Source organism: Leptolyngbya subtilissima AS-A7, from assembly GCF_039962255.1.
Classification (GTDB): Bacteria; Cyanobacteriota; Cyanobacteriia; order Phormidesmidales; family Phormidesmidaceae; genus Nodosilinea.
This window is the reverse complement of sequence record NZ_JAMPKY010000009.1, coordinates 44,758-59,098: the sequence shown is the minus strand read 5'-3', so window position 1 is coordinate 59,098 and position 14,341 is coordinate 44,758. Positions and strand designations below refer to the sequence as shown.

11 protein-coding genes are annotated in these 14,341 nt (G+C 55.4%); 8 read left to right on the top strand and 3 right to left on the bottom strand.

What is annotated here, in order from left to right; genetic code table 11:
• Positions 1-878 precede the first annotated feature (878 nt).
• Positions 879-1,862 (top strand): RNA polymerase sigma factor, RpoD/SigA family, encoded by a 984-nt coding sequence (locus tag NC979_RS18750; RefSeq protein ID WP_190516409.1) that lies wholly within the window; start codon positions 879-881, stop codon positions 1,860-1,862.
• Positions 1,863-2,058: 196 nt separating this feature from the next.
• On the opposite strand, the gene NC979_RS18745 is transcribed toward NC979_RS18750, so the two are convergent.
• A complete protein-coding gene (locus NC979_RS18745) occupies positions 2,059-2,334 on the bottom strand; it encodes a hypothetical protein (RefSeq protein ID WP_190516405.1) in 276 nt (91 codons plus the stop codon).
• 496 nt (positions 2,335-2,830) lie between these two features.
• Between NC979_RS18745 and NC979_RS18740 the strand changes: the two genes are divergently transcribed.
• From NC979_RS18740 to NC979_RS18730, 3 genes are all read left to right on the top strand, one after another.
• Positions 2,831-3,829, top strand: coding sequence for a cytochrome c oxidase subunit II (locus tag NC979_RS18740; RefSeq protein WP_190516403.1), 999 nt, complete (start codon positions 2,831-2,833; stop codon positions 3,827-3,829).
• 84 nt (positions 3,830-3,913) lie between these two features.
• On the top strand, positions 3,914-5,590 hold the full coding sequence (ctaD, locus tag NC979_RS18735; RefSeq protein ID WP_190516400.1) for a cytochrome c oxidase subunit I: 1,677 nt from the start codon (positions 3,914-3,916) through the stop codon (positions 5,588-5,590).
• Positions 5,591-5,813: 223 nt separating this feature from the next.
• Positions 5,814-6,425 carry a cytochrome c oxidase subunit 3 gene (locus NC979_RS18730; RefSeq protein WP_190516398.1) on the top strand — a complete coding sequence of 204 codons (612 nt, stop codon included), beginning with the start codon at positions 5,814-5,816 and terminating at the stop codon, positions 6,423-6,425.
• 94 nt (positions 6,426-6,519) lie between these two features.
• Here NC979_RS18730 and NC979_RS18725 read toward each other — a convergent pair whose 3' ends face one another.
• Both NC979_RS18725 and NC979_RS18720 read right to left on the bottom strand, forming a co-directional pair.
• On the bottom strand, positions 6,520-7,674 hold the full coding sequence (locus NC979_RS18725; protein WP_190516395.1) for an acetamidase/formamidase family protein: 1,155 nt from the start codon (positions 7,672-7,674) through the stop codon (positions 6,520-6,522).
• 329 nt (positions 7,675-8,003) lie between these two features.
• Complete coding sequence (locus tag NC979_RS18720; protein ID WP_190516393.1) at positions 8,004-10,127, bottom strand: FAD-dependent oxidoreductase; 2,124 nt, start codon at positions 10,125-10,127, stop codon at positions 8,004-8,006.
• 276 nt (positions 10,128-10,403) lie between these two features.
• Between NC979_RS18720 and NC979_RS18715 the strand changes: the two genes are divergently transcribed.
• From NC979_RS18715 to NC979_RS18700, 4 genes are all read left to right on the top strand, one after another.
• The gene (locus NC979_RS18715) at positions 10,404-10,805 is read left to right on the top strand and encodes a hypothetical protein (RefSeq protein WP_190516391.1); all 402 of its coding nucleotides are present in this window, start codon (positions 10,404-10,406) and stop codon (positions 10,803-10,805) included.
• A gap of 220 nt (positions 10,806-11,025) precedes the next feature.
• Positions 11,026-12,573 (top strand): NAD(P)/FAD-dependent oxidoreductase, encoded by a 1,548-nt coding sequence (locus NC979_RS18710; RefSeq protein WP_190516389.1) that lies wholly within the window; start codon positions 11,026-11,028, stop codon positions 12,571-12,573.
• Complete coding sequence (locus NC979_RS18705; RefSeq protein ID WP_190516386.1) at positions 12,574-13,410, top strand: SirB1 family protein; 837 nt, start codon at positions 12,574-12,576, stop codon at positions 13,408-13,410.
• Complete coding sequence (locus tag NC979_RS18700) at positions 13,407-14,141, top strand: succinate dehydrogenase cytochrome b subunit (RefSeq protein WP_190516384.1); 735 nt, start codon at positions 13,407-13,409, stop codon at positions 14,139-14,141. Before NC979_RS18705 ends, NC979_RS18700 begins: the two co-directional genes overlap by 4 nt.
• Positions 14,142-14,341 lie beyond the last annotated feature (200 nt).

The window sequence follows — 14,341 nt, the reverse complement described above, 5'->3', positions numbered from 1 at the left end:
GGGTGCTTATGCTTAGGGATGAAAAATAATCTCACTGAGTCTACCGGTTTTTGAGCAGTCGCTAGCAAGTTGTGTGCCAGTGCTAGTGAGATAGGTTAAGGGGGCCGTCAGGTTGTAGTATGCCGCCAGACTTGCCATAGAGTTGCCATACCGCCGACACACCTCTGCTACACAGTTTCAGTACCCTAAATCTTGAAAAGACTTCGCCTATTTTTACGCCTACCTACATTCAGCAGGTTCGGTTTTCTCAGGAGGGAAACCCCCACGCCCAAAGGCCTTGATCGTTGAAAATGAAGATGTTCTTATAAAGCATCAGTCTCAAGTCCAGTTTGGAACTGAAACATCCGATGCAGACCGCCCCGCCACAGTTGGTTAACCTAAATCCTTAGGGAAACAAAGTGACCCCTACGCCCGTCAAACGTATAACTACACCTGTAGCACTTTACGCAACCAGAAAGTTGTTATATTCTGGAGGAGTAAACTCATAATGGCTTCGAGTTTTGTTGAGAACTCTAGCCCTCCGTATCGGCCCTAGGCTTTGCAACTTTGGTCAGACCGCAGCTTCAGCAGATACAAATCTGGATAACTGTTGGATTGGTGACTCTGCATTGCGAGTGATTAACTTAGTCCTGATCTCTAAGGATCAGGGACGAAGATTGTAGAACCGCATCTCGTCAGAGCAAAGGGATGCGTGTAAGAGACAGAACTTAAGTTTGATTGCTCTCAGTTCGGTATTGAAGTCGATACAAGGCCGAGAAGCTCGCTATCTCTCCGTGATTCGGCCCAGGCATTTTTGAAAGGTGATGGTTTTTTTATCGGTTTTTGGGTTTCAGCATTCAGCGTTTGCTGCATCGTCAGTGGAGGACAAAGGTTAATTCATGGCTAAAACAAAGACCCGTACGTTAAAAAGCAAGCCCCTCTACAGTGCTGACGCTGTACGAACCTACCTCCATGAGATTGGCCGCGTACCGCTGCTTACTCACGAAGAGGAGATTATCTTCGGTAAGCAGGTGCAGTCCTATATGGCGCTGCTAGAGCAAAAAGAAGGCCTGACCGAGACCTTGGGCCATGAGCCCAGTCTAAACGAGTGGGCCAAAGCCGCTGGTTTAGACGAAGCTCAGCTCAACCATACAGTGCGTCAGGGCGAGCGAGCCAAGCGCAAAATGATTGAGGCAAACTTGCGTCTGGTAGTGGCGATCGCCAAGAAATACCAGAAGCGCAACCTAGAATTTCTAGACCTCATTCAAGAGGGCACCCTGGGCCTAGAGCGCGGCGTTGAGAAGTTTGACCCTACTAAGGGTTATAAATTTTCAACCTATGCCTACTGGTGGATTCGCCAGGCTATCACCCGTGCGATCGCCCAGCAGGCGCGCACCATTCGCTTGCCCATTCACATCACCGAAAAACTCAACAAGATCAAGCGGGTACAGCGCGAGCTGTCTCAGCAGCTAGGCCGTAGCCCCAATGCCAACGAGATTGGTGAGGCGTTGGAGCTAGAGCCTAAGCAAATTCGCGAGTTTTTGGTGCTGGCGCGGCAGCCGATTTCGCTGGATGTGCGCATTGGCGACAACCAGGATACTGAGCTGCAAGAGTTGCTAGAAGACGACGGTATTTCGCCCGAAACCTTCACTGCTCAGGAGTCGCTGAAACAGGACATTCGCAATTTGCTGTCTGAGCTTACCCCTCAGCAGAAAGAGGTGATTACCTTACGCTACGGCCTTGAGGATGGCAACGAGCTGTCGCTGGCCAAGGTGGGCAACCGCATGAATATCAGCCGCGAGCGGGTGCGTCAGCTAGAGCAACAGGCTCTTAAACACCTGCGCCGCCGCAAATCTACCATGCATGGTTACATCGCCAGCTAGGTGATTGCGCCAACTACTTACCGCCCCTTGTTTAGGACAGGCTTTCCTAAGCAAGGGGCGGTTTTTGCTCTATGCAATTTGGCTATTCACGGTAGAACCAAGCTACGCCACATGCACCCATAGGTAGTGCCCAATGGGGAGTGCGATCCGCCATTTTTGAGGGGTTGGGTGGTCGTAGGCAGCGGCAGCAGCTCTGTTAAAACTCACCAGTGACGCGCTTCTCAAACTCTTGCCGCACGTCCTCAGCAATTTCTAACGCCTTAGGATAAGTGTCAGCGTGAGACTCCTTGAGCCAGGCGAGCAGGCGGCTGAACTGAGCGTTGCGCAATTCTAAATCGGCCTGAAAAATAGAAGCGGTAGCCATGTGCTGAGCATAGCTAGGGGGATGACCCTGCTTAACAAACTGGGCCGTTAGAGCCACAAGGGCTTCCTTGCGAACATCGGGCTGGCTAGAGGCCATTGGAAAGTCCATGTGCAATCTCTCCCTGGGTACAGAAGCCCGCGGCCGTTAGTCAAGCCTGTGACCCGAGCAATGGGCTTAGGATGCCCATCCTTCAGCTACTACCCCGATGTGCAAGAAAATGTAACTTGGCGGCCCAGCACTTAAGGCAGCGGCTATGCCACTGTTTTAGCGACGTTTAGAGAGGACTGAGCTCCGAAGAATCACAGCCAATCGCTAATCGTCTCCAATTCGATAGGATTTGCGTTAGACCCTAGTGATGGTTATTTTTTGAAGTCCTGGCTTCTTGACGACCTCAGAAGTTACACAACTTTACAAAGATGCCGCGGTTCGTTGACGGAGTTGAAGCAAATCAGAAGTTTCTTAAGCCAGACTAGATCTGACCTTTAGCATGCGAAGAGACATGGCTGATGGTTTTTTAGCCCTGGTAGTTAATTCACGTTCCAGGTGCACATCCTCATTAGGCTGAGGTTTGCATCTTTCGCAACATCTCCTTAGGAGAGTAGCCATGAAACAAATTCCCGCCCCCTTTTGGACGCTGGTTCTCGGTATCGTTGTCACCCTGGTCAGTCTTTGGGTGGGGCAAAACCACAATCTACTGCCGGAGCAGGCATCTGAGCAGGCCCCTTTGGTAGATGACCTGTTTAACGTCATGATGACTATTGGTACGGCCCTGTTCATTGTGGTGCAGGGGGCGATCGTCTATTCGCTAATTCGCTTTCGCCAGCCCAAGGGCGATGAGACTGATGGTCTGCCCATCGAGGGCAACCTTCCCCTAGAGGCATTTTGGACCGCCATTCCTGCTGTGATTGTTGTGGGTTTGGGCCTATATAGCGTTGTGGTCTTTCAAGAGATGGGCGGTTTTTCGCCCGGTGGTCACCATGGACACGGGGCTATGGTAGCTATGGCTCCACAGCAGTCGGTGATCGATATTGCCCCACTAGTTGCTCAAGCGGCGGCGGCTGACGAAGACATTTTCTCTAAAACCCAGGTCTATGGCTTTGGTGCTAGCCCCTTGGTGCAGATGAATCAGCCCGATGTGACGGTGAACGTCACAGGTATGCAATTCGCCTGGATTTTTCGCTACCCCGATACGGGCATTACCGACGGAGAACTGCATATTCCCGTAGGCAAAGATGTGCAGCTCAAAATTGAAGCCCAGGATGTAATTCACTCTTTTTGGGTGCCTCAGTTTCGCCTGAAGCAGGACGCCCTGCCCGGTGAACCTGGTGAACTGCGTTTTGTGGCAACCCGTGAGGGCACCTATCCAGTGGTCTGTGCTGAACTGTGTGGGTCTTACCACGGCGCGATGCGGACCCAAGTGATCGTGCACTCCCCCAAAGATTACGCCGACTGGGTAGCTAGTCGTGTAGCTGAAGCGACGCCCACCACCACTGTGGCTCAACCCGCTGAGACTGCTACCGATGCCGAATATTTGGCGGGAATCGCCCCAGATTTGGCAAAATCCCCAGTCCAGATCGCCCAGATGACCTCGATGAGCCACTAAATTCATCTCTGCTGAACGTCTCTCTGGGAGATTGCTTCCCCAAATTTTCCACAGTTTTTATAGCCGTTTAGACAACCCCAATTCATGGCTCAAGCAGATATTTCGATCAAGCCCACGGAGCTTCAGGGTGGCCACGGCCATCCGGATAAGTGGAAGTGGTACGACTACTTCACCTTTAACGTCGATCACAAGGTAATTGGTATTCAGTACCTGGTGACGTCGTTTTTGTTCTACCTAGTGGGCGGCTTTATGGCGGTGCTGATGCGCACTGAGCTGGCCACACCCAACTCTGACTTTCTGAGCCCCGAGCTTTACAACGCCTTTTTGACCAACCACGGCACAATCATGATCTTTTTGTGGATTGTGCCGGCGGCGATCGGGGGGTTTGGCAACTTCCTGATTCCGTTGATGATTGGAGCACGGGACATGGCATTCCCTAAGCTCAATGCCATAGCCTTTTGGCTTAACCCACCTGCAGGTGCGGTACTGGCCGCCAGCTTTTTCCTGGGCGGTGGTGCCCAGTCGGGGTGGACCTCGTATCCGCCTTTGAGCGAGATTACCGCCAACCTGCCCCAGACCCTGTGGTGCGTGGCCTTAATTATGGTGGGTACTTCCTCCATTTTGGGATCGGTGAACTTCTTGGTCACGATCTGGAAGATGCGGGTGCCCAGCATGGCCTGGGATCAGATGCCGCTGTTTTGCTGGGCCATGGTAGCCACCTCAGTTTTGGCACTGTTTGCCACCCCGGTACTGGCTGCAGCTATGGTGCTGCTGCTGTTTGACATTAACTTCGGCACCTCGTTCTTTAAGCCTGATGCGGGCGGCAACGTCGTGGTGTATCAGCACCTGTTTTGGTTTTATTCGCACCCGGCGGTGTACCTGATGATTTTGCCGATTTTCGGCATTATGTCGGAGGTGATCCCGGTGCATGCTCGCAAGCCGATTTTTGGTTACAAGGCGATCGCCTATTCGTCCCTCACCATCTGCCTAGTGGGGCTATTTGTGTGGGTGCACCACATGTTCACCAGCGGCACTGCCCCCTGGATGCGGATTTTCTTTACCATCTCGACGCTGATTGTGGCGGTGCCTACGGGGATCAAAATCTTTAGCTGGGTAGCGACTCTGTGGGGCGGCAAAATTCGCTATACAACCGCCATGCTGTTTGCGGTAGGGCTGCTGTCGATGTTTGTGTTTGGCGGCCTCAGCGGCGTCACCCTAGGCGCAGCTCCCTTCGACATTCACGTGCACGATACCTACTACGTAGTAGGCCACTTCCACTACGTGCTGTACGGCGGCTCAGTGTTTGGCATCTACTCAGGGATCTACCACTGGTTCCCCAAAATCACCGGGCGCATGCTGAATGAGCCCTTGGGCAAGGTGCACTTTGTGCTGACCTTCATCGGCACTATTCTCACTTTTACCCCAATGCACAACCTGGGGATGCAGGGAATGCCCCGCCGGGTAGCCATGTATGACCCGCAGTTTGCTCACTTAAACCAGCTAGTGACGGTAGGAGCCTACATTCTGGCGGTGTCGGTAATTCCCTTTTACTTCAACGTGATTTGGAGCTGGATGAAAGGTAAGGAAGCTGGCCCTAACCCCTGGAATGCGATGACGATGGAGTGGACCACCGATTCGCCGCCGATCATTGAGAACTGGGAGGTATTGCCGGTGCTCACCCACGGCCCCTACGCCTACGGTATGGAGAGATCTGACGAGGTGGGACCAGCGGGCGAGCCGCTGCCCGCGTCGCGATCCTAGGGAGGTTGTAGCCCAGCGTTGACCTCGGATTTGGGAGATCTAACTTTGGTAAGTTTTCTCACAGCGATCGCCCCAGTACCCTGCCAGTCATAGGCGATCGGGTTAGGCTTTATGACAAGTCAAGCGGGGGCAATCGCTTTGAGACCGCCGCACTCCACCTCCTTCTCTCCTCATTTCCCCATCTTCCCCACCCATCCTCTGCCCTTTACTCCCGGATAACCCTATGCAAGGCTCAATTGACTCTACCCCCGTGGTCACTGGCCATGAGGTGGCGGCCCACGAAGAGCACCAGGATTTGCGAGTGCTGGGCCTGATTACCTTCTTGGCCTCAGAATTTTTGATGTTTGCCGGCTTCTTTGCCGTCTTTCTCGTCTTTCGCGGCAGCCACGTGCAGTGGCCACCAGAAGAGACCGAGGTTGAGCTGCTGCTACCGGCGGTGAACACCTTGATTCTGGTGTCGAGCAGCTGGGTGATTAATCTAGGCACCAAGGCGATTAAGAAGAATGACCTAGCGGGCATGCGCAAGTGGTTTGGCATTACCGCTGCCATGGGCGCAATCTTTCTGGCTGGTCAGGTGTATGAGTATATGAACCTGGGCTACGGTCTCAAGACCAACCTGTTTAGCAACTGCTTTTATCTGACGACTGGCTTCCACGGAGCCCACGTGTTCATTGGACTGGTGCTAATTTTGGGGGTGCTGTGGCGATCGCGCCGCGCTAACCACTACACCGACATCACCCACACTGGCCCTGAGATGGCCGAGATCTACTGGCACTTTGTGGACGTAGTGTGGATTGTGCTGTTTAGCCTGATCTACCTGCTAACGCTGATTTAGGCCTATTGTCTCTAAGACGAAGAACCCCGGTTTCTCACGAAACCGGGGTTCTTTTTGCGCTACAGCCCTATCGTTCGGGTTGATTTAGTAAGCACTACTTCTCTAGCGCGGTGAAGCGTTCCTTGGGGATCACTCCGTGGATGCCTTTGACGATATCCACGACCTGAGACACCTCAAAGTCGATGTCGGCACTGCCGTAGAGCAGGGCATCAGCTTTGGTCAGACCGTACTTTTCCTCCATGATGCGCAGGTATTCACGCACCGACTTCTTCATCGCTTCGTTCAGGTCGGTGTCGAGGCCCACAGCAATCCAGGCGTCGGCGGTTTCACCCATGGGGGCAGGCAGCTCCATATCTTTGTGGAGCACTAGCTCAAAGGTCGGTAAGAGAGAACATTCGATCGCCGTCAACGCTACCTCTCCATTGCCCTGGGCACAGTGGGGGTCGCCGGAGTAAAACAGCGCGCCAGGCACCTGCACCGGCAGGTAGAGGCTGCTGCCTCGACCCAGGTGCTTGATGTCTACGTTGCCGCCATAAAGACCAGGCGGTACGGAGTTGGCTGCGTCTTCCACTGCCGCTGGTACCACACCCATCAGACCCATAAACGGTTTGAGGGGAATCTCGAGATCGGGTAGCCCGTTGGAGGGCTTAAAGATACCAATTTCTCGCTCGGCGTCGATGGGAATGATTTTGGTGTAAATCGGCGCATCGTTTTCGGGATATTCGCCGGGCAGAGAGCCTTTGCCGTGGCGGTTTGAGATCACGCCGTAGGGTGCCCGATACTCGATGTCGACGGTTCTAATTTCCAACACGTCGCCGGGTTCTGCCCCTTCGACGTAGATCGGCCCAGTAATGACGTGGGGACCTGGCCCAGACTTGGGCACGGTGCCCTTAATAGAGAGCTGATCGGGCAGAATGTCGTCTTCTTTGATGCCACCGCCAGTGAGAAACTCAACGGTGTCGCCCTGGTCAGCCAGAATACCTTCGTGGGAGACGGTTTCCATGCGGATGCGATCGCCCGACTTGACCGTCAAAATCGGCTCGCTGTCAGGTTTGAACAGCTCACCCCAGATCACATTGCCAGGAACCGACTTGACCTCATAGGTCTCATACTGAGCAGCAGCGGGTGAGAACAACGACGACCAGACTGTCGCCACCAGCAGGCAAGCTCCAACTCCACTCACAACCTGTAACAGCCGTTTGGACGCTTTCAGGGAGGGCTGGCGCTTAATTCGCTTAAACAATTTCATCGGCTTAACTGACCATAAACGCCTAATTGACCAGATCTAGTGAACAGGGTTCTAGGCACTGCCGTTGTAATGTTTATTACCTAAATTTAGACAAAAACCACCTTTGGACCGATCTTTAGGTCAAAGCAGAATAAGTAGCCGCTTTTGTGAGGCGCACCTCTGCAAGAACAGAAATTCTGTCGGTCCTTAGCGCTGAGTAGCCATCCGACTGGACCATGAAAAGCCAGATTCAGTACAAAGCACTAGAATTTGGGGTTCAAGACCTCCCGCGAACCCTGTACCCTGCACCTTGTATCTGAAACCCTTCCCACTTCGGATTGTCTGAAGCGCTAAATCCCCAATCGGCCTTTAAGCACCTCGTAGAGCACGCGAGAGAGTTCACGGCGCTGGAGGTTTTGGCGATCGATGGGGGTGCGGCCAAAGGCTTTGTCGTAGACCTCGGGCATGGCTCGCTTAACCAAAAACGAGAGCTGTTCGCGGGTGATCGGGGCATCAGGGGCAAAGCGGTCATGGCCGACCCCGGCGATCATGCCGTGGGCGTAGAGGGTTTCGATAGGCATGTAGGCCCAGTGCTTGCCGGGGAGCACATCTCTAAACGTTGGCCCTGAGGTGGATGGGTCAGGCAGCTTAGTGGGTAGCTTGAGCACGTTGACCAGAGCCGTAGCTACCACCGCCCGGTTGACCGGGGCATGGGGTCTAAAGCTGAGATTCTTCGGGTTTTCGCTGCGGATAATATCCGCCGCCGCCAGCACCTGGATGGCCTCAAAATCGGCGTCATCGTGGCTGACGTCGTTGAACCAGAAGATGGGAATGCCGTTGCGGGCCATGAAGCCCTGAATCTTGCGAATGTGCTGCTCTTCGGTGGCCAACACTCTGGGATCCAACCCTGTCCACACGGCAAACACCGCGAGGAAGCCGCTGGCTTCACCGATCGCCCACTCCATTGGGTGCATGCGATAGGCAGCGTTGGTGATGTGGGTGGTGCCCAGGCTCTTGGCCGATAGCACTAAGCCATCGGTGTCCCTGGGCACTAGGGAGCCTAGGGGCAGGCTAAAGGGCAAGGCCACCACATCTTTGCCCCGAGGGCTGACGTGACCCTTGGCGTCGTTGCCGTGCAGATCCATGTAGTGATACTGACCGATGCCCACAGAATCGTCGAAGCACCGCGCCCGCGCCTGGTCAGGGAAGAAGGTTTCGGCCACATCCTCATGGCGAACGGTGGCCAGGGCGATGCCGCGGCGGGCTTCGCGAATGTAGGGTTCGAGGGCGATGCCGTCGCTGGTCCAGGTGAGGTCGCCCCGGGGTTTGAGGTCGGCGGCCCCGTGGGTTTGCAGATAGTGAACATAGGCCCGTGCCCGCTGCCGCGCCCGCTGGATGTGCAGCTGCCGCTCTTCGCGGCTAACACCCACTAGCCGCCCAGGTCGGTAGTCGTTGCCGCAGCAAAAAGCGCGATCGGGCTCGCTAGAGGTGCCCCAGTTGAGCACGGCAACATCGCCGGGAACGACCTTTTTCTCGTTGGCTTGCGACCTGAGCAGCCTTCGATAGCGAAAGATGCCGAAATCGCTAAAGAAACCCCACTTTTGCCACTGGTCAGGCTTAGCTTTGGTCCAGAAGTTGCTGGTGAATTCTTTGAGGCCAACCCAGCCCTCGGTTTCAAACCCGTCGGGCTTGCCGATAGGCACTCCCTTGCCCCGCGCCGTGTGCTCTACCACCACGTCGAAGGTGATCGACTGCTGGCACTGCGGCCTGGCATCTTCGGGCAGAATCGCCTCGCCAGTCTCATGGCGAGCCTCCTGCCCCACGCGAGAGGGAATGTTGCCGACCTCTAGCAGGTCGCCTAGGTCAGTGGCTTCGACGGTGACTTTGGCACTGACGGTGAAGGTGTGGCCCGCCTGGGTATCGCGGCAGACAACGGCCTGCACGCGCGATCGCCCGTTCACTGTCTGCATCACCACCTGCACCGGCTCCGCAAACGGAATTAGGGTGAGGCGACCGTCGCGTAGATAGGGTAGCAGCGCCTCATTCATTGCCGTCGCGGCCACCACTGGGGTGGTCGCCAGCGGGCTGACCCATCCGCCGCCAGGGTTAGCCACCTTTTGGCCGCCCACCGGTTGCAGCTCGCGCTGGCGATCGCGAAAGGCCCGCTGCGCCTTAGAAATCGCAAATTCTTCGCCATCGACGGTGTAAAGCGTAGCCTTAGCCTGGAGCAGGTCACCGTCGTCGGAGGCGGGCAGCGCCTGGGCGGTAAACTGGCCTCCCACCACTTTGTGGGGCTGCACCAGGCACACGTCTAAGTTCAGTCGCAGGGCGGTCAGTGCCGTGGTGTAAGCCGCCGTCGAGCCACCGACCACGAGAATTGAGCAGGTTAGCGCTGCGCCGCTGGCCGGGCGGGTAAAGGCCCCCTCCGAAAAAACGCCATTTCGCTGGGTGATGGGGTTAGACGCATTGGCCATAGTGAGGGTAAGACTTTAGATTGCAACGATTTTAGGCTAGGCGGCCCGTGGTGCGCTAGAGCTGCCCACGGGCGACACGAAGATTTAGGGCACGGATATTTTTTGGTTAGAGCGTCAGTCAAAAGTAAGAGACCGAAGGATCTCGATCTGTAACTAAATTGCTAAAGCAGATCTACCCGCGGCGCGAGGTCATGCCATCCCTACCAGCTCTATAACAAGACAAGACAGACACTTCACTAATTACTGGTGAGTGCAACTTTTCTCAGGAGACTTTTCATGACTGTTAATGCGATCGCGTCCAAGCTTCAGCGCCTTTTGTGTGTTGGCCTCGCTACTTTGGTGATTGGCTCTAGCCTTTTGTTTGGCTTCAGCACCCCAGCAGCAGCTCTGGGTAACGAAGCCGGAGACATTGTGCAACAGCGGGCTGAGAGTGAACTTGACCGCATTACCAAAGACGGCGACACCGTCAATCAGGTCAAGCTCCGGCTGCAAGAAGGTCTGGGTGGTGTACCCGCTGATGTAGACAAAGGCACCAAGAGCGGCCTCAGCGATCGCGAGATCAACCGGGCCAAGAAGGGTCTTGATCGCGGCCAAAACGCTGTTGAAGATGCTGGCAACGCCGCCAAAGACTCCGCTGAAGGCGTCGTGGACTCCGTCAAAGGCTTCTTCAACCGGTAGAGCGATTGCCTCGGCAAGATTGCTTTTAATTTTTCACTTTCGCTGATTTGCTTGTAGCAGCTTCAACTTTGGAGCTGCTTTTTTGTCATGTTTTGAGGACTTCTCTAAACCCGAAAGTGCTGTCTGGACAGTCTTGACAGTGCCGACGCCCCTGATTTCTGTAGCTCAAACGATTTAGATTTAGACTGGAAACAGCATCTCTGGCCTTTTGCGGCATTTTATGAGCCTGACTGAACAAATGCTCTCTGGCCTAACAGGCCATCCTTTAGCAGGGCTTCAGCGGGCTGACGACCTGTGGTTGCGCTACCGCACCGGCAACCTATCCAGGCCACAGGTTATTCACCAGGCTGAAACGCCGCTGGAATCGGTTGAATGGGATGTCGTGATTTGCGGCGGCACTCTGGGCGTACTCGTGGGGACAGGGCTAGCCCAGCGGGGGTGGCGAGTGGCACTGCTAGAGCGCGGCCAGTTGCAGGGCCGCGAGCAAGAGTGGAATATTTCGCGACGCGAGCTGACCGCCCTAATAGACCTAAGCTTGCTGACAACAGCAGAATTAGAGGAAGTCATCGCCTCAGAATACAACCCGGCCCGCATTCAGTTTGGCGATGGCGAGCCGCTGTGGGTTGAGGACGTGCTCAACGTTGGGGTTGACCCCAAAGGTCTGCTAGAACGGCTCAAGGCCAAGTTTTTAGCCGCTGGGGGCCAGCTGTTTGAGCACACCGCCTTTGACTCTGCCCAGGTGCACCCCAATGGCGTAGAGGTACAAGCCGGCCAGCCGTTTACCACTCGCCTGCTGATTGACGCGATGGGCCATTTTTCGCCCTTGGTGCAGCAGGCACGGAGCACCGCCAAGCCCGATGCGGTGTGTTTGGTGGTGGGCACCTGCGCCCAGGGTTACCCCCAAAATGACACAGGCGATTTGCTTGCATCGTTTACGCCCCTGCGGCACCAGTGCCAATACTTTTGGGAAGCGTTTCCGGCGCGGGACGGGCGCACGACCTACATGTTTACCTACATGGACGCCGACCCCCGCCGCCTGAGCCTGATGGACTTTTTTGAAGAGTACTGGACGCTGCTGCCGGAGTATCAGGGGGTAAGCCTGGAGGAACTGCGGGTGCAGCGGGCGTTGTTTGGCTTCTTTCCTTGTTATAAAGAGAGCCCGCTGCGATATCCGTGGGGGCGAACCTTGGCGGTGGGTGATAGCAGCGGCAGCCAGTCGCCCCTGAGTTTTGGCGGCTTTGGAGCGATGATTCGCCACTTGGAGCGGTTGGTGACGGGCATTGATGAGGCTTTAGGGTGCGATCGCCTCAGCTCCACTGCTCTGGGCGCGCTTCAGCCCTACCAGCCCAACCTATCGGTCACCTGGCTCTTCCAAAAATCGATGAGTGTGGGGGTTGATCAAACCCTCTCTGAGCAGCACATCAACACCATGTTGACGGCGATCTTTGCCGCCATGGCTGAGCTGGGTGAGCCCACCCTCAAACCCTTTTTGCAGGATGTGGTGCAGTTTTCAGCCCTAGCCAAAACCCTGGCGATGACATCCATCAAATATCCAGCGCTGGTGGCCAAGATTATTCCTCAGGTAGGGTTAGGGGCTTTGGTTAGCTGGCTGGGGCACTATAGCAGCCTGGCAGTGTATAGCGCTTTGGAACCCCTGGTCCGTGCCCTGAGTCCAGTAATTGAGTCATTGCCACCGGTGCCGCGATACTATAGCCATCGGTGGCGCGATCGACTGTTCTATGGCAGCGGAAAGGATTACGACGTTTAAATGACCCATTCTGCATTGTCCCGAGAGCGCCTCTACCAAGAATTGCAACGGCCAACAGCTCAGGTGAGCTTGGCCCGAGCGGCGCTGTATATTGCCCAAGAAGACTACCCTCATCTGGTGGTGGATGACTATCTGGCAATGCTCGATCGCATGGCCGAAACCCTGCGCCAGCGATTACCGCAGGATCGTTACCCTCTCAAAATCATTGGCGCGATCAACGACTATCTGTTTAGCGAGCTCAACTTTAGCGGCAACAGCGTTGACTACTACGACCCGCGCAACAGCTTTCTCAACGACGTCCTTGAGCGACGGGTGGGTATTCCAATTACGCTGTCGCTGGTGTATTTAGAACTAGCCGATCGCATTGGCTTCCCGATGGCGGGGGTGAGCATGCCGGGGCATTTCTTGATTCGCCCTACCGTGAACGAAATGGATGTTTTTGTCGATCCATTTAATCGGGGCGAAATTATGTTTGAGCAAGACTGCCGCGAGCGGCTCAAGCAGATGTTTGGTGACCCTACCCAGCTAGAGCCCCAGCACCTGGTCCCGATTACCCCGGCCACCTTTCTGGTGCGCATTCTGACTAACCTGAAGCTGATTTATCTGCAAAATAGAGATGTACCCAAGGCGCTAGATGCCATCAACCGCATCTTGCTGATCGCCCCTGAGGCGGTGGGCGAATGGCGCGATCGCGGCCTGATTCACTATCAGCAGGGGTTGCTCGATCAGGCTCGGCTTGACCTAGAGCGCTACCTTCACCAGCACCCCAACGCCGGCGATGCCTTTGAAATTCGCCGGGTGATTGAGCAAATCGAGCGCGTGCAAGACGAACCATGACCAACACCCTCAAAGCTCCTCAACAAAAGCCTGAATCTTCTACCACTGGGGCGTCGCCCCTGCTGACGTTCTATCGCTCGTCAATCGGCAAAAAGCTGATCACCGGTTTCACTGGGCTGGCGCTAGTCACCTTTGTGCTGGTGCACATGGCTGGCAATCTGCTGCTGTTTGTCGGTCGCGATGCCTACAATGCCTATGCTCTGCTGGTGAGCAACTTTCATGTTGTCTACTACACCTTTGAGCTGGCGCTAGCGGCGATCGTGGTGCTCCACGCCTGGGTTGGCATTGAGATTTTTTGGCGCAGGCGGCAGGCGCGGCCCGAGGGCTATAGCACCTACGAGTCGGCGGGCGGCTCTAGCTACCAAACCCTCAGCTCGCGCACGATGATCATCACCGGCCTGGCGCTGGCGGTGTTTTTGGTCATTCACCTGCGGACGTTTAGGTTTGGCACTTACTACCCCACCGAGTTGGGCGGCGACACTGTGCGCGATCTGGCCCGGCTGGTGGTTGAAAAATTTCAGGAGCTGCCCTACGTGGTGGGCTATACGGTCATTTTGGTGCTGCTGGCCTCTCACCTGCGCCACGGGTTTTGGAGCGCGCTGCAATCGATGGGGCTATTAGATAAAGGGATGCGGCCCTTGGCCTATGGCACGAGTGCGGTGGTGGGCATTGGCATTGCGGCAGGCTTTTTGCTGCTGCCCTGGGCGATCTATTTGGGTCTTGTGAGCTAAGCGTAAACCGCAGACTCGCTTAGCACCAGCGAAATCTCTCCAGCAGAGAATCGCTCGTACTTGCTTTGCGCTGACCCGTACTTGCTTCGCGTTGGCCCGTAATTGCTTGTTACCGGGCTGTGATTCCTTTGCGTTGACCTGTGATTGCTTGTTATTGAGCTGTGATTGCTTTGCGTTGGCCTGCGATTGCTTCGCGTTGA

What these genes read in the sequence shown, in the direction of transcription:
- NC979_RS18750 (WP_190516409.1), top strand. Translation starts at nt 879, where the DNA reads ATGGCTAAAACAAAGACCCGTACGTTAAAAAGCAAGCCCCTCTACAGT.
- NC979_RS18745 (WP_190516405.1), bottom strand. Translation starts at nt 2,334, where the DNA reads ATGGACTTTCCAATGGCCTCTAGCCAGCCCGATGTTCGCAAGGAAGCC.
- NC979_RS18740 (WP_190516403.1), top strand. Translation starts at nt 2,831, where the DNA reads ATGAAACAAATTCCCGCCCCCTTTTGGACGCTGGTTCTCGGTATCGTT.
- ctaD (WP_190516400.1), top strand. Translation starts at nt 3,914, where the DNA reads ATGGCTCAAGCAGATATTTCGATCAAGCCCACGGAGCTTCAGGGTGGC.
- NC979_RS18730 (WP_190516398.1), top strand. Translation starts at nt 5,814, where the DNA reads ATGCAAGGCTCAATTGACTCTACCCCCGTGGTCACTGGCCATGAGGTG.
- NC979_RS18725 (WP_190516395.1), bottom strand. Translation starts at nt 7,674, where the DNA reads ATGAAATTGTTTAAGCGAATTAAGCGCCAGCCCTCCCTGAAAGCGTCC.
- NC979_RS18720 (WP_190516393.1), bottom strand. Translation starts at nt 10,127, where the DNA reads ATGGCCAATGCGTCTAACCCCATCACCCAGCGAAATGGCGTTTTTTCG.
- NC979_RS18715 (WP_190516391.1), top strand. Translation starts at nt 10,404, where the DNA reads ATGACTGTTAATGCGATCGCGTCCAAGCTTCAGCGCCTTTTGTGTGTT.
- NC979_RS18710 (WP_190516389.1), top strand. Translation starts at nt 11,026, where the DNA reads ATGAGCCTGACTGAACAAATGCTCTCTGGCCTAACAGGCCATCCTTTA.
- NC979_RS18705 (WP_190516386.1), top strand. Translation starts at nt 12,574, where the DNA reads ATGACCCATTCTGCATTGTCCCGAGAGCGCCTCTACCAAGAATTGCAA.
- NC979_RS18700 (WP_190516384.1), top strand. Translation starts at nt 13,407, where the DNA reads ATGACCAACACCCTCAAAGCTCCTCAACAAAAGCCTGAATCTTCTACC.